Here is an 18,405-nt window from a genome sequence, read left to right as displayed (position 1 = left end):
TTCTTGAGCAGGTGGCGGATGGTGATCTCGCCCTCACCCTCGATGTTGGCGGGGCGGGTCTCCAGCCTCACGACGTGGGGCTGCTGGAGCTGAAGCTCGGCCGCGTCCTCGATGGTCACGGTGCGCTCGCCGTGGTCGATCATGCGGCTCATGGCGTTGAGGAGCGTGGTCTTGCCCGAGCCGGTGCCGCCCGAGATCAGGATGTTGAGCCGCGCGCGGCCGGCGATCTTCAGGACCGTGGCCATGTCCGGCGACAGGTTCGACTGCCGCGCCATCACGTCGAGGGTGATCTCCTTCGTGGAGAACTTGCGGATGGCGATGGTCGGGCCGTCGATGGCGAGCGGCGGGATGATGATGTTGACGCGCGAGCCGTCCTTGAGGCGGGCGTCCACGAGCGGGGTGGATTCGTCGACGCGACGGCCGACCTCGGTGACGATCCGGGTCGCGACGTGGATAACGTGGGCGTCGTCGCGGAACACCACGTCGGTCAGGTCGAGCTTGCCGCGGCGCTCGACGTAGACCTGGCCCGGGCCGTTGACCATGATGTCGGTGACGGTCTCGTCGGCGAGGAGCGGCTCGAGCGGACCGAGGCCCACCATGTCGTCGACGAGGAGGCGGACGATCGAGCGCAACTCGGAGGCGTTCAGCTGGATGCGCAGGTCGAGGATGATCTGCTCGACGATCTCGGCGATCTGGGCGCGCAGCTCGTCCGGGCCGAGGGCGGAGGCGACGGAGATGTCGATCCGCTGCATCAGCATCGGCATGACCTGGGCCTTGACCTGAAGCTCGCGCTTGTTGCGGGTCTCGGGCGTGGATTTCACCGCGATCTCGGCGAGCGGGTCGTGGGCGGCCGGTGCCGGGGCGGCGGCGCCCGCGGAAACGGGGGCGTCGCGGTCGGCGCTCGCCTGCGCCGAGCGCAGATCGGCCATCAGCTCGCGCAGGAGCTGGCGCTGCTCGGCGAGGGTGGGCTTGTCGGCGGCGGCGGCGACGAGATCCTCGACCACGTCGTTCGCCCGTTCGGCGAGCGCCAGCGGGCTCGCGCCGGCGAGGCCGGTCTGGTCGCGCAGCCGCGCGAGCGCCGCGGAACGGAGCGCGGCGAGGTCGCGGCGGGCGGCGTGCGGGGGCTCGAATCCGTCCTCCATCGCGGATTACCTCCGGCCGCCGAGACGGCGGAAGAAGCCCTGCTTCGGCTCCTCGGGCACGCCGGCGAGCTCGATGCAGAAGCGGTGCAGCTCGGCGATGATGCGGTGCTTCGGCTTGTGGCCGGCGAGCGCCCTGCCCTTGATCCCGGCCGCGGCGAAGGTCTTGGGATCGTGGGGAAACACGCAGCGGAGCTTGCCGTCGATGCCAGTCTCGAACTCCTTGACCGAGACGTCCGGCCGGGAGGGCGCCTGGTTGGCGACGATCTGGATCTTCATCTGGCGGTTGCGCGCCTGGAGCAGCTTCGTCAGGCGGTTGCAGTCGCGCAGCGACTGGAGCGTCAGTTCGCCGACGATCACCAGCTCGTCGAAGCGGGTGAAGAGCTGGGGCTCGCGCATGACGAAGTGGCGGGGCACGTCGAGGATCGTCATGTCGAAGTTCGCCCGCATCGTGTCGGCGAGCATCAGCACCTTGTCGTCGGTCATGCGGACGGCGTCGTCGAAGTCCTCCTCGGTGGCGAGCACGTGCAGGCTCTTGCCGAACTTCGCCATGGCGTTCTGGAGGAAGACCTCGTCGACCCGCTCGGGGTCGTCGAAGGCCTCGCGCAGGCCGCGGGTCGGCTCGATGTCGAGGGCGAGCGCGATGTTGCCGGCGTAGAGGTCCATGTCGACGAGCGCGGTGCGGCGCGACAGCTTCTCGGCCATGATCCAGGCGGCGTTGATCGCGATGGTGGTCGCGCCCACCCCGCCGCGCGCGCCGATGAAGCCGACGAGCCGGCCCGCCGGGTTCGTGGCGTCGCCGGGCTGCTCGAAGCGGACCAGCGCCTCGCCGAGCGTGTCGGCGTCGACCGGCTTGACGATGTAGTCGCGGGCCCCGGCGCGGATCATGCGGCGGAAGTGGTTGACGTCGTTGACGGCGCCGAGTGCTATGATCGCCGTGCCGAGCCGGGCGATCTCGGTCAGGCCGGCCTCGACCTCCTCGATCGGCATGTTCTCGACGTCGAGGATGAGAAAACGCGGCGGGGGCGCGACGCCGAGGAGGCGGAGCGCGGTCGGCAGCCCGCCCTTGCGGATCGAGCCGGCCGACCATCCCCGCTGGGCGGCGACCGCCTGCGCCGCGGCCGTGGCCGCGTCGTCCGAGAGATAGGCGCCGAAGGGATCGCGGTCCTGATCCTCGGCGTCGAAGAGCTTGAGCGCGACGGCGGGGGCGGCCACGGCGTCAGTCCCCCGACGAGACGGTTTCGAGCGGGTCGATCTTGACCTCGCCGCGGCGATAGCGGTCCACGGCGGCGACGCCGACCACGGCGCCCGATCCCTCGAGGCGACGCGGCGCCGTCAGGTCGCGCAACTGGTCGGTCTGGACGGCGAGGTTCACGGTGTTGGCGCAACCCATGGGCGGAATGTCCGACAGGAAGGAGGCGGGCTCCTGCGTCCGGCCGAGGCCGGGGCAGGTGACGAGGGCGCGGTCGTAGCGCAGGACCTGGAGGAGCACGACGTCCGGCCGGTCGGGGGCGCGGGCGAAGCCGAGCGGCCCGACGATGCGCAGCCGCGCCGGGGCGGTGGCGAGCGCCGAGCGGGCCGCCGCCACGCGGCGGGCGTCGAGCACGTCCGAGCCGGTGGAGCCGAAGGTCAGCACCACGTCATCTTCGGGGCGCAGGAGCAGACTCCGGAGCAGCGCGTTCGCCTCCGCGGTCTGGCCCGGCAGGAAGGCGGCCGTGCCCGGGCGGAACCAGAGATCCCGCTGGGCCTGCGCCGCCTCCGACGTGATCGTCGCCGGGTCGAAGGTCCCGATCGGCTGCGCCACGCAGCCGGCGAGCGCGGCGACGGCGCCGGCGAGCGCGAGGGCTCTGGTCCGGGGCGCGCTCATTTGAAGGTGAACCCGTTCGCGCCGTTCAACCGGCGCGAGCCGAGGCGGGACTGCGCCTGCGAGACGGCGTTGGGGTTGCCCTGGAAGCGGCCGAGCACGATGCGCTCGAAGTCGTTCGGCGGCACGTAGGCGTCGACCGGCGTGCGCAGCCGCTTGCCGGTCGTCGGCGAGACGATCACCGGCGTGACGAGGATCACGAGCTCGGTCTGGCCCCGCGTGAAGCCGTTCGAGCGGAAGAGCGCGCCGACCACCGGCACCGAGCCGAGACCGGGCATCTTGCTGACGTCCTGCGACGAGCGGTTCTGCATCAGCCCGGCGATGGCGAAGGTCTGACCGCTGCCGAGGTCGACCGTGGTGTCGGCGCGCCGGGTGACGATCGAGGGCACGCTGGTGCCGTTCGAGAAGTCGAGGTCGCTCACCTCGGTGGCGATGGTCAGGCTGATCCGCCCGCCGTCGAGCACGGTGGGGGTGAAGTTCAGGCCGATGCCGAAGTCCTTGAACTCGATCGTGTTGGTCCCGAGGTCCTGCGCGACGGTATAGGGATACTCGCCGCCGGCAAGGAAGCTCGCGCTCTCGCCCGAGCGCGCCGTCAGGTTCGGCTCGGCGAGGATCGACACCAGCCCCTCCTGCGCCAGCGCCTGGAGAACCACGTCGATGTTGAGCTGGCCCACCCGCAGGATCTGCGTCGAGAACCCGCCCGGCACGCCCTGCCCGCCCGAGAAGCGGATCTGCTCCTGCCCGCCGCCCGAGCTGTAGCTGAGCTCGTTCCACTGGATGCCGAGCTGGCGGTCGACGCGCCGGCTCACCTCGGCGATGCGCACGGCGAGGTTCACCTGCGTCGGCGCGGCGACGGCGAGCCGGTTCACCACCCGCGAGGGCTCGTCGACGAACTGGTTCGCCACCTCGACGATGTTGGCTGCCTGCTCCGGCGAGGCGACCGTGCCCGAAAGAACGAGCGACTGGTCGACGCTCGTCGCCGAGACCGACTGCCCCGGCGCCACCCGCGCGATCCCCTCGTTGAGCGCGTCGGTGTTGTGCGTCACCTGCACCCGCGCCGACATCAGCACGTTGTCGAGCTCGTCCACCGCGAAGATCGTCGTCTCGCCGACGCCGACGCCGGTCAGATAGAGCATCCGCGGGCTTTTCACCTCGACGTCCGCGACCTCCGGGTTGGCGACGAAGAGCGACGAGAACTCGCTGTCGACCTTGACGAGCTGGCCGGAGCCGACGGTCATCGCGATCTCGCGCTCTTCCTGCGGCTCGATGACCTCGAAGGCGCTGCCGGGGGCGGCCGCAACCATCGGTTGCAGGATCAGGGCCGCGGCGATGGCGGCGGCGAGGCTCGGGCGTTTCCGCGTCGTCATGGTCCCTCCGGATTCTTCCTGCGGGCCTTCTGCGTCGTCTTACTCGGCCGGCGATTCTCCGGCCGGATCTCCGGTGATCGGCTCCGCTGAGGCGACCACCTCCGGTCCGATCTCGATCGCGCCGGCGGTCGCGCCGCGCACGATCTGGATGCGCAGCGTCCGGTCGGCGAGCGGCGCGCCGCTCTCCTGCGGCGCCTCGCGGTTCAGCAGCGTCGTCACCTCGCTGTCGAGCGTCATCCGCCGGGGCAGGTCGGCCGCGGCGGCGGCCGCGCCCTCGGCCTCGTCGCCCCCGTCATGGACCGAGTTCAGCACCATGGAGAGATCGCCGAGCGAGGTCGCGAGCGTGATCCGCTCGGCCTCGTGCGGCGTCACCTGCAACGTCGCGGTCCGCGCGATCGGCGGCGCCTCGGCGAGCGCGTTCTCCTCCGGGGCGGCCTGGCCGAGCCGCTGGTCGAGCGCGAGGACGCGGATGTTCCCGAGCACCGTCTCGCTGGCGCGGACGTCGCGGCCGGCGTCGATCGTCTCGCCCGCGAGCGAATAGGTCAGGATGATGTCGACCCGGTCGCCCGGCAGCACGAGGCCCGAGACCCCGGCGACCTCGCTGATCGGGATCGAGATCGCCCGCTTGCCCTGCGGCAGCACCGCGGCGAGGAAGCCGCGGTCGCCCGGCTGCACCACCGAGGACCGCGCGATCGGCACGCCCTTGGGCAGGGGTTGCAGCGCCACGGCGCCGAGCAGCGCCGCGTCCCCCTCCGGCCCGGCCGGCGCCATCTCCGGCGTCACCGCCGCGTCGTCGAGCGGCATCTGCCCGAGATGCTCGGGCTTGAGGATGGCGCCGCGGGCGAGATCGACCGCCGCGACGTAGACCTCGGCCCGCTTCGGCGGCTCGACCGCCGCCTCGACGGGCGCCGGCTCCATCCCGCGATAGAGATAGAGCCCGGCGCCGCCGGCGGCGATCAGGCCCGCGGCAAGGAGGATGACGATGCGCACGGCGGGTCAGCTTTCGCGTTGACGCAGGACTGCGGTCGCGGCCCGGATCACTCTTCGGCGCTGCCTACGGCCCCGGGCGAGCCACCGTCCACCAGCTCTTGATTGACCTCGTCGAAGGCGTCCCGGAGGTTGTCGCCCAGGATGCCGACGGCGGAGATAATCCCCACGGCGATCAGCGCGGCGAGCAGGCCGTATTCGATGGCGGTGGCGCCGTCGTCGTCCTTGCGAAGGCGCCTGGCGAACTCGATGAACTTGGTCACGTCCCTACTCCTCGTTACACGACCGAACTGCGTGCGGCGATCGCACGCCCAGACATTACTTGTCCTGTTTCACCAGTCAACTCATCAATACTGAGAGTTTTCCGGGAACTGTCTCGATAAATATCCGAAAAGATTTACCGGCAGTTAACGCCATCCGCCGACGCCGGCCGGAACGCGGAATTTCGCGGCGGCGGCGCTCAGAGCGGCTCGTTGCGGGCCGAGACGGTGACGTCGGCGTCCGTCGTCTCCGCCTCGACGACCTTCGCGGGGGGCGTGCGGCCGCGCTCGACCCGGATGCTCGCGACGCGCGCGGCGTTGATGTCCGAGAGCCGCGGGCCGCCGCCGAGGTTGATGACCTTCGGCTTCGCCCCGGTGCGGGTGCGGCTCCTGCGCGGCGTCGCCGGCTCGGCCGCCGCCACCTCCGGGTCGACGGCGGCGACGACGAGCGGCGTCCCGGCGATCCCGGCATGGAGCCGGTCGAAGCGGGCGCGGTAGCGCTCGGCGAACTCGGGCGTGCGCGAGTGGTAGGCCCCTGCCGCCCGCGACCAGTCGCCGAGCTCGTGATGCAGGCTGCGCAGGAACTGCGCCGCGTAGGTGCCGGCGACCTCCTGGTCGAACATCGCCTCGAGCGATTCGAAGGCGTGACCGTGCCAGTTGTAGTTGATCTGGAAACAGCCGACGTCGAAGCTGCGCCGTCCGGCGGCGACGCTGGCGCGGGCGAAGGCCAGCGCCTCGTCGCGCGTGGCGAACCAGTGCCCCTCGCCCTCGCGGTTGATCGCCCAGGGCCAGGGGCGGAGCTTGCCCCCGACCATCCGGCCGGTCTCGGTCAGCGCGACGGCGTGCAGCACGTCGGCAGGCACGCCGCCCCGGCGGGCGCCGTCGACGATCGCGCGTTCGCAGAGCGCGGCGCCGCGCTCGGCCGCTGCGTCAGCCAGCGCCGCGCCCGGCAGGGCGCCCGCGATCAGGAGGAAAAGGCCTGCCCAACGCCCCATACTGGTGCCTCGCGCCTCGGGTCTCGCCGTGCTCTAGCCGGCCGGCGTTACCGAGACGTTACGCGAGGTCCGCGGGCTTGGGAATCCGTCGTGGAGCGAGCATGGCAGGCTCAGCGCACCAGCCGCGACGCCCCGTAGGCGACGGAGAGACCGGTGGGGCAGCGCATGACGAAGACGATGTCGTCGTAGTCCTGGTCGGTCCACCCGAGCCCGGGCGGCCGGTCCTCCCAGCCGAAATACATGAACTTGCCCGGCACGCAGGGCCGGTCCTCGCGATTCGGCTCGCGGTCCTTTCCGTAGGGCAAGGCGCCGCCCGCGTTCTTCGGCTTGCACTCGGCGAGCGTGTCGCAGCGCACGGTCTCGAGGATCTTGCGGCCGGCGAAGTCGAAGACCTCGCGGCTGTCCTCGATCACGGTGTCGGAGTAATGGTTGTACTCCTTGCCCTTCAGCGGCTTGCCAAGCCTGGCGTCGTTGCGGGCGTCCCGGACGTTGCGCAGGCGGAAGCTCAGCGACTGACCCTTGGGGCAGTCGGGCCAGGTGAAGGCGACGGCCGGGGTGATGTTTCGCGCGACCAGCGTCATCTTCGTCCGCCGCGACGACTTCGAGCCGGTCCCGGCGTAGTTGTAGCAGTAGGCGTAGACCTCGTTGTAATCGGACGCCTCGGGCGCGAGGTCGAAGAGTTCCGGCGGGCCGTAGGTGGTGGTGATCGTGCGCGCCGCGACGGCGCTGGCGCCGACCGCGATCGCCTCGTCACCGAAGATCGCCGCGAGGAAGCGCGGGGCGGCGTTGCCGCGTTCGGCGTCGCGGCGGGCGACGACGCGGATGGCGTTGACGTCGGTGCTCGACGGCGTGAAGACGCGCTCCGCCGGGTCGAAGGAGCCAAAGTCGACGTCGGCCGCCGCGGTCACGGCGCCGAAGCCCGGCGGCACGTTGGCGGCGGCATAGGCGACCGCGCGCGTCCGCGCCGCCGCCTGGTCGCCGAGAAGCTGCACCCCGGCCAGCGCGGCGGCGTCGGCGGCCGATTGCAGGCGGTTCTTCACCAGCCGCGTGTGGCTGACGTCGACGGCGAAGGCGCCGATCCCGATCAGCACCGGCATCAGCAGGGCGACGGCGACCGCCACCGCGCCGCGGTCGTCCCCGATCAGGTCGCGGAGCCGGGTCACAGCGGCAGCTCCTGCTTCATCACCACCTCGGTGCGCAGACCCCACTCGTCGGCGAGGCGGGTGAAGATGCGCACCGGCGTCGCCTCGTCGGCCCGCATGTCGACGCGCACGGTGATGACGTTCGCGGCGGCGTTGCCCGGGGCGGACTGGCTCACCTCCACTGTCGCCGCCGCCTGGCTCCATTGCGGCAGGCGGGCGCGGACGGCGCCCGCGACCGATCCGGCGGTCGCGAAGTTGACAGCGAGCTCGCGCGCCGCCTCCCGCGTCGCCGTCTGCATCGCGCTGTAGGTGAAGATCAGCAGACCGAATTCCATCGCGCCAATCACGAGCAGGATGAGCGCCGGCATCAGCAGCGCCGCCTCGACGCTGACCGCTCCCCGCCGACAGGCGACAATTCTCCCGAGCATCGCGACCCCCGCAAGTTCACGACGGGCAGTCTTGCGGCAAAAGGCGAGAACATCGGGTTAATGCACGGATTTGAAAAGACTTACACACAACGCGACCCTGTCCCACCACGCTTCGGCGCAGGCCGCGCCGCCGCTGCAATCCCCCTTCAGGCATTCATACTGGCAGAAACCCTATCGAGCAGGCGCCTCCCCGCCAAAGGGCGGGGAGCAGCAAAGGACTCGCGGCCGCCCTGCGGCCGCTCCGCCAGGGAGGCCGCAAAGGCGGCCGACCGTCAGCGCCGTCCGAGCGGGACCCCCCTTTTAGGGGGGGCCCCGAGGACGGCGCTCCCCCCGGGCCCGCGTCGACCAATGGGCGCGACGGCCCCGATCAGGCGCGGCCGAGGCCGCGGCCGACGCCGAAGCGCTGCGCCACCGGTCCGCGCGGCGCGAAGCGGCTCCAGCGCGGCTCCTGGGTCGCGAAGGCGAGCGAGGCGCGCAGCGAGCCGAGGTCCCAGCCGGGGCGGCGGCGCAGGATCGCCTGGTAGACCTCGAAGGCGCCGGGCCGGGTGTAGAAGCTCCAGTGGCAGAGCCGCGCCTCCGCCGGGCGCAGCGCCACGCCCTGGGCGTTGATCCAGTCGGTCACGTCGGCCCGGTCGAGCTGAAGATCGAGCCAGCACGGCGGCGGCGTCCGCAGGCCGAGCCCGAGCGCCCGCTCGCCCCAGTTGCGCCGCGGCGCGAAGGTTTCGAAGGCGAGGTCGTAGGCGTCGTTGGCGCGCGACGTCACGTTGTAGACGGCGGGCTTGCGCGGCGCGCGGCAGGCCGCCAGCGCCTCGCGCGCCCGGGCGCCGAACTCGGCCGCGCCGAGGAGCAGCATCCGCCCCGGCGCGACCTCGACATGGGGGAGCGCCGCCAGCGCCACGCGCGCGCCGAGCGAATGCGCGAGCACGTCCACCGTGCGCTCCGGCGCGAGCACGGCGAGCCGGCGCAGGAGATCCGCGAACCGGAGGCCGGTCTCGCCGGCCCGGTCGTAGACCCGCGCGAAGCCCGACCGCCCGGTGGCGAGCAAGCTCGCGAGGTGCGGCTCGACGGCGTCCCAGCCGAAGCCGAGGCAGAGCCCGGCCTCGGCGTCGTCGGGGTCGAAGCCGAGGCCAACGGGCCAGCTCGGCTCCTTCCACGAGCCTTCCGCCGGCCGGGCGGCGTAGAGGGTGCAGTGCGGGTCGTCAGCGGCGCGCTCGGGGCTGAACTTGTAGCCGTGGACGAGAACGACGACGGGCGCCCTCGGCGCGAGGGCGGCGAGCGCCGGCGCGAGGGCGGCGTCGAGCGGCCGGCCGTCGGCCGTCGTCAGCCCGCCCTGCCCCGCCGTGACGCCGATGATCGCCATTGGCCCGCCTGAAACCGCCTTCGCCTGCGTTGCTAGCCGATCCTAGTTAACCGCCCGTGGCGCCGGCGTGACGGCGCCGTGACGCGAAGCCCGCGCCGCTCGCACCCACGGCGGCGCGCCGGCGACGCTTGTGGCGGCGCGACCCTGCGGCCTATGCTCGCGCACCCCGCTGCGGAGGGAGCCACAATGCCCGATCTCCAGACCACGCCCCTGCATGCGCTGCACGTCTCGCTTGGCGCGAAGATGGCGCCGTTCGCCGGCTACGAGTTGCCGATCAACTATCCCGCCGGCATCCTTCAGGAGCACCTGCACGTGCGCGGCGCCGCCGGGCTCTTCGACGTCAGCCACATGGGCCAGATCGTCCTGCGGCCGCGCTCGGGCGCGGTCGCCGACGCGGCCGCAGCCCTGGAGACGCTCGTGCCCGTCGACGTCGCCGGCCTCGCGCCGGGGCGGCAGCGCTATGCGCTCTTCACCGCGCCCGACGGCGGCATCCTCGACGACCTGATGGTGGCGAACCGGGGCGACCATCTGCTTCTCGTCGTCAACGCCGCCTGCAAGACGGCCGATCTCGCGCATCTGCAAGCGGACCTCGGCGAGATCTGCGAGGTCGAGCCGCTCGACCGGGCGCTGGTCGCGCTGCAAGGGCCGAAGGCCGAGGCGGCGCTGGCGCGCATTGCCCCCGACGTGGCGGGGATGCGGTTCATGGACGTGCGGTCGCTCGACGTCGGCGGCGTGCCGGCGATCGTCTCGCGCTCGGGCTACACCGGCGAGGACGGCTACGAGATCTCGCTCGCGAACGAGCACGTGGCGGACGTGGCCGCCGCCCTCCTCAATGACGCCGACGTGCTGCCGATCGGGCTCGGGGCGCGCGACTCGCTCCGGCTCGAGGCGGGGCTCTGCCTCTACGGCCACGACATCGACGCGACGACGACCCCGGTCGAGGCGGCGCTGGAATGGGCGATCCAGCCGGCGCGCCGGACCGGCGGCGCGCGGGCGGGCGGCTTTCCCGGGGCCGACGTCGTCCTCGGCCAGCTGGCGGCAGGCGCGCCGCGCCGCCGGGTGATGCTGCTGCCGGAGGGGCGGGCCCCGATGCGTGAGGGCGTGGAGATTCACGCCGCGCAGGACGGGCCGGCGGTCGGGCGGATCACCTCCGGCGGCTTCGGCCCGACGCTCGGGGCGCCGGTCGCGATGGGCTATGTGCCAACCGCGCTCGCAGCCCCCGATACGCCGGTCTTCGGGCTGTTGCGCGGAAGGATGCAGCCTGTAAAGGTGGCCCGCGGTCCGCTGGTGCGGCCCGGATACAAGCGCTGAGGAGCTGCGATGCTGCGATACACCGAGGAGCACGAGTGGCTGAGGGTCGACGGCGACGAGGTGGTCGTCGGCATCACCGAGCACGCCGCCGGGCAGCTCGGCGACATCGTCTTCATCGAGCTGCCCGCGGAGGGCGCGACGGTCGCCCGGGGCGACGAGATCGTGACGATCGAGAGCGTCAAGGCCGCCTCCGACATCGCCGCGCCGCTCGACGGGACGATCACCGAGGTCAATTCGGCGATCGTGGAGAATCCCGGCAAGGTCAACGAGGATCCGATGGAGGACGGCTGGTTCTTCAGGATGACGCTCAACGACCCGTCCGAACTCGACGAGCTGATGGACGAGGCGGCGTACCGGGAATACGTCGCCTGATACCGGCGAGTCTACCCGGCCACCCGGCGCAACACGGGCTATCACGCGTGATAGCATGGTAACCACCTGAATACACACGATAAAAGTGTTAAAGGTCAAAAAGGTCCGCGAGTCGTTTCATGAGCCCGCCGGTATGAGCAGCCCGGCGACCGGCGCCTCGCACCGCGCGCCGCGGCATCGTGTTCGGCCGCGGCAGCTGCTGAGAACCTCGGCGCGCGGAGCGGTCTGAAGGACGCGATCCGTGCTCGAGACGTCGACCGCCGAATTCGGCGGAGGCCAAGGGCGACCGTTTCTCTCCATCCCCGCCTTCGCGCTTGACGGCCGCGACCTCCGCGCGCAGCGTCACGAAATCGTCAACCCGAGGAGGAGCCCCATGACGCAGGCCGCAGCAACGTCGGGCCAGCCCGAACTCCACCGCGTGATGGGGCCCAAGCTCCTCCTCCTCTTCATCGTCGGCGACATCCTCGGCACCGGCGTCTACGCGCTGACCGGAACCGTCGCGGGCGAGGTCGGCGGCGCCGCCTGGGCGCCCTTCCTCGTGGCCTTCCTCGTCGCCTCGATCACCGCCTTCTCCTACCTCGAGCTCGTCACCCGCTACCCCCAGGCCGCCGGGGCAGCACTCTACGCCCACCGCGCCTTCGGCCTGCACTTCCTCACCTTCCTGATCGCCTTCACCGTGATGTGCTCCGGCATCACCTCGGCCTCGACCGCCTCGAACGCCTTCGCGGGCTTCGTCTCCGACGGCTTCGGCCTCGGCTTCGCGGCGGGCTCTACCGGCATCCTCGTCCTCGCGCTCGCCTTCATGGCGCTCGTCGCCGCGATCAACTTCCGCGGCGTCGGCGAGAGCGTGAAGGCGAACGTGGTGCTGACCTGCGTCGAACTCTCCGGCCTTCTGATGATCATCCTCATCGGCTTCTGGGCGATGTCCGAGGGCCGGGCCGACTTCTCCGAGGTGATGATCTTCCGCTCGTCCGAGGAGAAATCCGCCTTCATGGCGCTGACGGCGGCGACCTCGCTCGCCTTTTTCGCCATGGTGGGCTTCGAGGACTCGGTCAACATGGCCGAGGAATGCACCAACCCGGTGCGCGACTTCCCCCGCGTGATGATCATCGGCCTCGGCATCACCGGGACGATCTACGTCCTCGTCTCGATCTGCGCCGTCGCGCTCGTCCCGGTCGGCGACCTGACCGACCCGGAGAAGGGATCGGCGCTCACCCAGGTGGTGCGCGCCGGGGCGCCGGGCCTGCCCTTCGACCGGATCTTCCCCTTCATCGGCATGTTCGCCGTGGCGAACTCCGCTCTCATCAACATGCTGATGGCCTCACGGCTGCTCTACGGCCTCGCCAACCAGGGCGTGCTGCCGCACGCGCTCGGCCTCGTCCACCCGACCCGCCGCACGCCCTGGGTGGCGATCCTCTTCACCACCGCGATCGCCTTCGGGCTGATCTACGTCGTGGTGACGAACGGCAAGGCCCAGGCGGTCGCCCTGCTCGGGGGCACCACCGCGCTGCTCCTCCTCGGCGTCTTCACCATCGTCAACGTCGCGCTGATCGTGCTGCGCCGCCGGCCGCCCGTCGGCCACGAACACTTCCGCACCCTCTCGGCGCTGCCCTGGATCGGCGCGATCTCCTGCGCCTATCTCGCCGGTCCCTGGGCGCGCAGTGCCGCGCAGATGCCGCAGTACCGCATCGCCGGCTGGCTTCTCGGCCTCGGCGTCGTGCTCTGGGCGCTGACCTATGCGTGGAACCGCATGGTCCGCCACCGCGCCGCCGGCGGTCTGCAACACCCGGAGGAACTCGCCGAGCACCACGGCAGCGGCCCGACCAACTGAGCCCCGACCCCCGCCCCGAGCCGACCCGGGGCGGGCCGTCTATCGTTAAACGAATCGGTTGACTGAATGCGCCCGCCGAGGCACATTCAGCCACATGGTTGAATCAATCGCCTCCCCCCTCGACGCCGTCTTCCACGCCCTCGGCGACCCCACGCGGCGACGGATGCTCCGCGACCTCGCCGGCGGCGAACGCAGCGTGACCGAGCTCGCCGAGCCGGCGGCGATGTCGCTCGCCGCGGCCTCCAAGCACATCAAGGTGCTCGAAGCCGCCGGCCTGATCCGGCGCGAGGTGCGCTGGCGCACCCATGTCTGTCGCCTTGCCCCGGAGCCGCTCGCGGCCGCGCATGACTGGCTCGGATTCTACGAGCGCTTCTGGACCGAGCGCCTCGACATCCTCGACCGCCTGCTCCGCGAGGAGACGAAGAAGGACGACCACCCTGCCCCGCCGCAACCGCAAGGAGAGAAGTCCGATGACTGAACTCACCCCGATCGAGGCCTATGGCGCCCTGACCGCACCCGACACGCTGACCATCCAGCGCCTGCTCCCGGCGCCGGTGGAGAAGGTCTGGTCGTATCTCGCCGACAGCGACCTGCGCCGCCGCTGGCTCGCCGCCGGCGTCATGCCCGAGACGCCGGGCGCGAGCTTCGAGCTTACCTGGCGCAACGATGAGCTGACCGACCCGCCGGGCGCCCGACCCGACGGGTTCGGCCCCGAGCACCGCATGTCCTGCGAGATGATCGCGTGCGACCCGCCGCGCCGGCTTGCATTCCGCTTCGGGCAGACCGGCGAGGTCAGCTTCGAGATCGAACCGCGGAGCGGCGGCCGGACGCTGCTGACCCTCGTCCACCGGCGCGTGACCGACCGCGGCGCGCTCCTCGACGTCAGCTCCGGCTGGCACGCCCATCTCGACGTCATGGCCGCCCGGCTGGCCGGGATCGAGCCAGATCCGTTCTGGGATGCCTGGGTCGTGCTCCGGCGCGACTACGAGCGGCGGATGCCCGCTTGAAGCGCCGGGACGCCTATTCCCGCCACTCGCCCTCCGGGATGCCCTGGAGGGCGAGGATCGCGGTCAGGTCAGAGCGGTCGAGCCGGGCGTCGGCCGCCTCGGCCAGCGCCGGCCTGGCGCGGTATGCGACCCCGAGCCCCGCGGCCACGATCATGTCGAGGTCGTTCGCCCCGTCGCCGACGGCCACGACGTCCGCCTCGGCATAGCCGCCGCGCGCGGAGATCCCGGCGAGCGCCGCGCGTTTGGCGGCGCGGCCGAGGATCGGTTCGGCGACCGTGCCGGCGAGCCGGCCCGCCGCGACGTTGAGGTGGTTCGCCTGGTTCATCGCGAAGCCCGCCGCCTCGGCGACGCGCGCGCTGAAGTAGTCGAAGCCGCCCGAGACCAGCGCCGTATCCGCGCCGAGCGCGCCCATGGTGCGGACCAGCGTCCGCGCGCCGGGATTGAGCCGGACGCGGGCCTCGTAGCAGTCGCCGAGCACGCTCTCCGGCAGGCCTTCGAGCAGCGCCACCCGGGCGCGGAGCGCGCCCTCGAAGTCGAGCTCGCCCCGCATCGCCGCCTCGGTGATCGCCGCGACCTGCGGCTTCACCCCGGCGAAGTCGGCGAGTTCGTCGATGCACTCGACCCCGATGACCGTCGAGTCCATGTCGGCGATCAGCAGCCGCTTGCGCCGGCCCTCGGCGGCGACGACGTTGGCGTCGACCGCGCCGGAGGCGAACCCCCGCGGATCTCCCGCGCCGGCGAAGCCGATCTCGACCGCCGAGGCCGCCAGCCGCCGCGGCGCCCCGGGCGCCATGCCCGCCGCCTGCATGGCGGCGGCGACGCGCGCCGCCTCCTCCGCGGCGACGCCCGCCGCAGCGGTCAGCACCAGGACGCGCAAGCGGCCCTCAGACCGCGGCGCGGCGGGCGGCCTGCCGACGCTGGTCGAGCGCCTCGGCCACAAGGAAAGCGAGTTCCAGCGACTGCGTGGCGTTGAGCCGAGGATCGCAGGCCGTATGGTAGCGATCGGCGAGGTTCTCGTCGGTCACCGCCCGAACGCCGCCGGTGCACTCGGTCACGTCCTGCCCGGTCATCTCGAAATGCACGCCGCCCGGGATCGTCCCCTCGGCCTCGTGGACGGCGAAGAACTCGCGCACCTCGCGCAGCACCCGATCGAACGGCCGGGTCTTGTAGCCCGAGGCCGACTTGATGGTGTTGCCGTGCATCGGGTCGCAAACCCAGAGCACCTTTGCGCCTTCGCGCTCGATGGCGCGGACGAGCCGCGGCAGGTGCTCGCCGACCGCCCCCGCGCCGAAACGGGTGATGAGCGTGAGCCGGCCCGGCTCGTTCTTCGGGTTCAGCCGCTCGACGAGGCGCAGCAGGTCGCTCTCGGTCAGGCTCGGGCCGCATTTCAGGCCGATCGGGTTCTGCACGCCGCGCAGGAACTCCACGTGCGCCCCGTCCGGCTGGCGGGTGCGGTCGCCGATCCAGAGCAGGTGCCCCGAGCCCGCCACCGGCAGGCCGGTCGTCGAATCGATGCGGCAGAGCGCCTCTTCGTATTCGAGAAGCAGCGCCTCGTGGCTGGTGTAGAAGTCGACCCGGTGCAGCGTGTCGGCGGTTTCGGCGTTGACGCCGGCCGCCTGCATGAACTCGAGCGCGTCCGAGATGCGATTGGCGAGCTTGTGGTACTGCTCGTAGCCCTGCTGCCCGGCCGTGGAGTCGAGCGTCCAGGAATGCACCCGCGTGATGTCGGCGTAACCGCCCTGGCTGAAGGCGCGCAGGAGGTTCAGCGAGGCCGCCGCCTGGGTATAGGCCTGCAGCATCCGCGCCGGGTCGGGCACGCGCGCCTCGGCGGTGAAGGCGAAGTCGTTGATGATGTCGCCGCGGTAGGACGGCAGCTCGACCCCGTCCAGAACCTCGGTCGGGGCCGAGCGCGGCTTGGCGAACTGGCCCGCCATGCGGCCGATCTTCACCACCGGGACCTTGGCGCCGAAGGTGAGCACGACGGCCATCTGCAACATCACCTTGAAGGTGTCGCGGATGTTGTCGGCGGTGAACTCGGCGAAGCTCTCGGCGCAATCGCCGCCCTGGAGCACGAAGGCGCGCCCCTCGGCCGCATCGGCGAGCGCGCGCCGGAGCTTGCGCGCCTCGCCGGCGAAGACCAGGGGCGGATAGGCGGCGAGACGGGCCTCGACTCCCTTCACCGCGGTCGCGTCCGGGTAGTCGGGCATCTGCACCCGCGGCTTCGCGCGCCAGTCGCTCTTGGTCCACTCCGCGCCCATCGCGACGCCTCCCCCGGTGAAGAATGAAGTCGGCCGCATATAGGGCGCCGGGGCCGCCGGCGCCAGCCGCAACACGGGCAATCAGGGCAAGCCCCTTGCCGCCCCGCTCCGCCCCACCTTAGATCCGCACGTCACCCTAGCGAAAGGCGCGCCAGCGAATGCCCGCAGCCGCAGAGGCCCCGCCGGAGAAGTTCGTCTTCCTGCTTCTCGACCGGTTCACGCTGATCGCCTTCGCCTGCGCCATCGAGCCGCTCCGGCTCGCCAACCGCATCGCCGGCCGGCCGCTCTACGAATGGCGCGTGGTCAGCGAGACCGGCGCGCCCGTCGCCTCCTCCAGCGGCGTGCCGGTGGTCGCCGACGCCGGCCTTGTCGAGATCGGCCGCGACGCCACGGTGATCGTGTGCGGCGGCACCGGGATCAAGACGGCGGTGACGCGGCCGGTCCTGACCTGGCTGCGCCGCGAGAGCCGACGCGGCGTCGCGGTCGGCGCGGTCTGCACCGGCGCCCATGCGCTCGCCCGGGCCGGCCTGCTGGACGGGCGCCGCTGCACGATCCACTGGGAGAACCGCGACGGCTTCGAGGAGGATTTTCCCGACATCGAGCTGACGCAAACCGTCTACGTCATCGACGCGAACCGCTACACCGCCGCGGGCGGAACCGCCTCGGCCGACCTGATGCTCCACCTGATCTCGCGCCGCCACGGCCCGGAGATCGCCGCGCTCGTCGCCGACCAGATGATCCACACCGGCGTGCGCTCCGATCGCGACGTGCAGCGCCTGTCGATCCCGACCCGGATCGGCGTGCGGCATCCCAAGCTCGCGGCGATCATCCAGAAGATGGAGGCGAACATCGAGGAGCCGATCCCGCCGGCGCAACTCGCCGAGGGGGTCGGCATGTCGGCGCGACAGCTGGAGCGGCTGTTCCGGCGCTACCTCAACCGCTCGCCGAAGCGGTACTACATGGAGCTGCGCCTCCAGAAGGCGCGCAACCTCCTCCTTCAGACGGACATGAGCGTCATCACCGTGGCGCTCGCCTGCGGCTTCGCCTCGCCGTCGCATTTCTCCAAGTGCTACCGGGCGCTCTACCAGACCACGCCCTACCGGGAACGTGGCACGGGCGAGCCCGCGCCGCAGTCCGGGGCCTGAACGCCCAACTGGACGCTGCCGGGAAGGAGAGGTTAGATGATGCTGCGGACGCGCAGGGGAAAGACATGGTCGAGAGCATCGTCATTGTCGGGGCGGCGCGCACGCCGATGGGCGGCTTCCAGGGCGCGCTCGCCGAAGCCTCGGCGGCGGATCTCGGCGGCGCCGCCATCGCGGCGGCGCTCGGGCGCGCCGGCGTGGCGGCGTCGGAGGTCGACGATCTCCTGATGGGCTGCGTGCTGCCCGCTGGCCAGGGACAGGCCCCGGCGCGGCAGGCGGGGTTCAAGGCCGGCCTGCCGAAGGAGGTTCCGGCGACCACGCTCAACAAGATGTGCGGCTCGGGGATGAAGGCCGCGGCGATGGCGCATGACGCGCTCGCCGCCGGCGTCGCGCGGGTCGTGGCGGCGGGCGGCATGGAGAGCATGACGAACGCCCCCTACCTCCTGCCGAAGATGCGCGGCGGGGCCCGGCTCGGGCACGCGAGCGCGATGGACCACATGTTCCTCGACGGGCTCGAGGACGCCTATGACCGCGGCCGGCTGATGGGGACCTTCGCCGAGGACTGCGCCACCGAGTTCCAGTTCGGCCGGGCGGCCCAGGACGACTACGCCCTCGCCTCGCTGGCGCGGGCGCGCGCGGCGCAGGAGAGCGGCGCCTTCGGGGCCGAGATCGCCCCGGTGACGGTGGCGGGCCGCAAGGGCGAGGCGGTGGTCGCCGAGGACGAGCAGCCGCTGACGGCGCGGCCGGAGAAGATCCCGACGCTGAAGCCCGCCTTCCGCAAGGACGGCACGGTGACGCCTGCGAACTCCTCCTCGATCTCCGACGGCGCCGCGGCGCTCGTGCTGATGCGCGAGGCGGACGCGCGCGCCGGGGGCCACCCGATCCGCGCCCGCCTCCTCGGCCACGCGAGCCACGCCCAGGAGCCGGGCCGCTTCCCGACGG

Annotated in this window: 19 protein-coding genes; 7 read left to right on the top strand and 12 right to left on the bottom strand. The window is 71.8% G+C overall.

Going from position 1 to position 18,405, the window contains the following annotated elements; translation table 11 throughout:
* From KBA23_RS11000 to KBA23_RS10955, 10 genes are all read right to left on the bottom strand, one after another.
* The coding region (locus KBA23_RS11000) for an ATPase, T2SS/T4P/T4SS family (RefSeq protein WP_290740714.1) at positions 1 to 1,142 on the bottom strand (1,142 nt) is incomplete at its 3' end.
* Positions 1,143 to 1,148: 6 nt separating this feature from the next.
* Entirely contained in the window at positions 1,149 to 2,354 is a 1,206-nt protein-coding gene (locus KBA23_RS10995; RefSeq protein WP_290740712.1) for an AAA family ATPase, read from the bottom strand.
* A gap of 4 nt (positions 2,355 to 2,358) precedes the next feature.
* Positions 2,359 to 3,006 (bottom strand): CpaD family pilus assembly lipoprotein, encoded by a 648-nt coding sequence (locus KBA23_RS10990; RefSeq protein WP_290740709.1) that lies wholly within the window; start codon positions 3,004 to 3,006, stop codon positions 2,359 to 2,361.
* Entirely contained in the window at positions 3,003 to 4,370 is a 1,368-nt protein-coding gene (locus tag KBA23_RS10985) for a type II and III secretion system protein family protein (RefSeq protein ID WP_290740706.1), read from the bottom strand. Before KBA23_RS10985 ends, KBA23_RS10990 begins: the two co-directional genes overlap by 4 nt.
* 39 nt (positions 4,371 to 4,409) lie before the next feature.
* Complete coding sequence (cpaB, locus tag KBA23_RS10980) at positions 4,410 to 5,360, bottom strand: Flp pilus assembly protein CpaB (RefSeq protein ID WP_290740703.1); 951 nt, start codon at positions 5,358 to 5,360, stop codon at positions 4,410 to 4,412.
* A gap of 47 nt (positions 5,361 to 5,407) precedes the next feature.
* Positions 5,408 to 5,620, bottom strand: coding sequence for a Flp family type IVb pilin (locus tag KBA23_RS10975; protein WP_290740700.1), 213 nt, complete (start codon positions 5,618 to 5,620; stop codon positions 5,408 to 5,410).
* A gap of 197 nt (positions 5,621 to 5,817) precedes the next feature.
* Complete coding sequence (locus tag KBA23_RS10970) at positions 5,818 to 6,612, bottom strand: lytic transglycosylase domain-containing protein (RefSeq protein ID WP_290740699.1); 795 nt, start codon at positions 6,610 to 6,612, stop codon at positions 5,818 to 5,820.
* A 110-nt stretch (positions 6,613 to 6,722) separates the two neighbouring features.
* Positions 6,723 to 7,775 (bottom strand): pilus assembly protein TadG-related protein, encoded by a 1,053-nt coding sequence (locus tag KBA23_RS10965; RefSeq protein ID WP_290740695.1) that lies wholly within the window; start codon positions 7,773 to 7,775, stop codon positions 6,723 to 6,725.
* Entirely contained in the window at positions 7,772 to 8,182 is a 411-nt protein-coding gene (locus KBA23_RS10960; RefSeq protein WP_290740692.1) for a TadE/TadG family type IV pilus assembly protein, read from the bottom strand. The genes KBA23_RS10965 and KBA23_RS10960 overlap by 4 nt, the downstream gene beginning before the upstream one ends.
* Before the next feature lie 367 nt (positions 8,183 to 8,549).
* A complete protein-coding gene (locus tag KBA23_RS10955; protein ID WP_290740689.1) occupies positions 8,550 to 9,542 on the bottom strand; it encodes a hypothetical protein in 993 nt (330 codons plus the stop codon).
* 186 nt (positions 9,543 to 9,728) lie between these two features.
* Between KBA23_RS10955 and gcvT the strand changes: the two genes are divergently transcribed.
* The 5 genes from gcvT to KBA23_RS10930 all read left to right on the top strand — a co-directional run bounded on the left by gcvT (position 9,729) and on the right by KBA23_RS10930 (position 14,063).
* Complete coding sequence (gene gcvT / locus KBA23_RS10950; RefSeq protein ID WP_290740687.1) at positions 9,729 to 10,853, top strand: glycine cleavage system aminomethyltransferase GcvT; 1,125 nt, start codon at positions 9,729 to 9,731, stop codon at positions 10,851 to 10,853.
* 12 nt (positions 10,854 to 10,865) lie between these two features.
* Complete coding sequence (gene gcvH, locus KBA23_RS10945; RefSeq protein ID WP_290740717.1) at positions 10,866 to 11,225, top strand: glycine cleavage system protein GcvH; 360 nt, start codon at positions 10,866 to 10,868, stop codon at positions 11,223 to 11,225.
* Positions 11,226 to 11,598: 373 nt separating this feature from the next.
* The gene (locus KBA23_RS10940) at positions 11,599 to 13,056 is read left to right on the top strand and encodes an APC family permease (protein WP_290740684.1); all 1,458 of its coding nucleotides are present in this window, start codon (positions 11,599 to 11,601) and stop codon (positions 13,054 to 13,056) included.
* 94 nt (positions 13,057 to 13,150) lie between these two features.
* A complete protein-coding gene (locus KBA23_RS10935; RefSeq protein ID WP_290740681.1) occupies positions 13,151 to 13,534 on the top strand; it encodes a metalloregulator ArsR/SmtB family transcription factor in 384 nt (127 codons plus the stop codon).
* Complete coding sequence (locus tag KBA23_RS10930; RefSeq protein ID WP_290740679.1) at positions 13,527 to 14,063, top strand: SRPBCC family protein; 537 nt, start codon at positions 13,527 to 13,529, stop codon at positions 14,061 to 14,063. The genes KBA23_RS10935 and KBA23_RS10930 overlap by 8 nt, the downstream gene beginning before the upstream one ends.
* 13 nt (positions 14,064 to 14,076) lie before the next feature.
* On the opposite strand, the gene serB is transcribed toward KBA23_RS10930, so the two are convergent.
* Both serB and KBA23_RS10920 read right to left on the bottom strand, forming a co-directional pair.
* Positions 14,077 to 14,940: a phosphoserine phosphatase SerB gene (gene serB / locus KBA23_RS10925; RefSeq protein WP_290740676.1), complete on the bottom strand. Its 864-nt coding sequence runs from the start codon at positions 14,938 to 14,940 to the stop codon at positions 14,077 to 14,079.
* Positions 14,941 to 14,947: 7 nt separating this feature from the next.
* Positions 14,948 to 16,321: a class II 3-deoxy-7-phosphoheptulonate synthase gene (locus KBA23_RS10920; protein ID WP_290740673.1), complete on the bottom strand. Its 1,374-nt coding sequence runs from the start codon at positions 16,319 to 16,321 to the stop codon at positions 14,948 to 14,950.
* Between the two features lie 158 nt (positions 16,322 to 16,479).
* Here KBA23_RS10920 and KBA23_RS10915 point away from each other — a divergent pair, with 158 nt between their 5' ends.
* Together KBA23_RS10915 and KBA23_RS10910 are read left to right on the top strand one after the other, a co-directional pair.
* Positions 16,480 to 17,466: a GlxA family transcriptional regulator gene (locus KBA23_RS10915; protein WP_290740670.1), complete on the top strand. Its 987-nt coding sequence runs from the start codon at positions 16,480 to 16,482 to the stop codon at positions 17,464 to 17,466.
* Between the two features lie 65 nt (positions 17,467 to 17,531).
* Positions 17,532 to 18,405, top strand: an 874-nt coding sequence (locus KBA23_RS10910; RefSeq protein WP_290740667.1) for an acetyl-CoA C-acyltransferase, incomplete at its 3' end; no start/stop codon positions are given.

Origin of the sequence: Amaricoccus sp. (genome assembly GCF_017995835.1) — a bacterium.
In the GTDB taxonomy this organism is placed as follows: Bacteria; Pseudomonadota; Alphaproteobacteria; order Rhodobacterales; family Rhodobacteraceae; genus Amaricoccus.
Note: the sequence above shows the minus strand (reverse complement) of the source record. Positions and strands in the feature narration are given on the sequence as shown.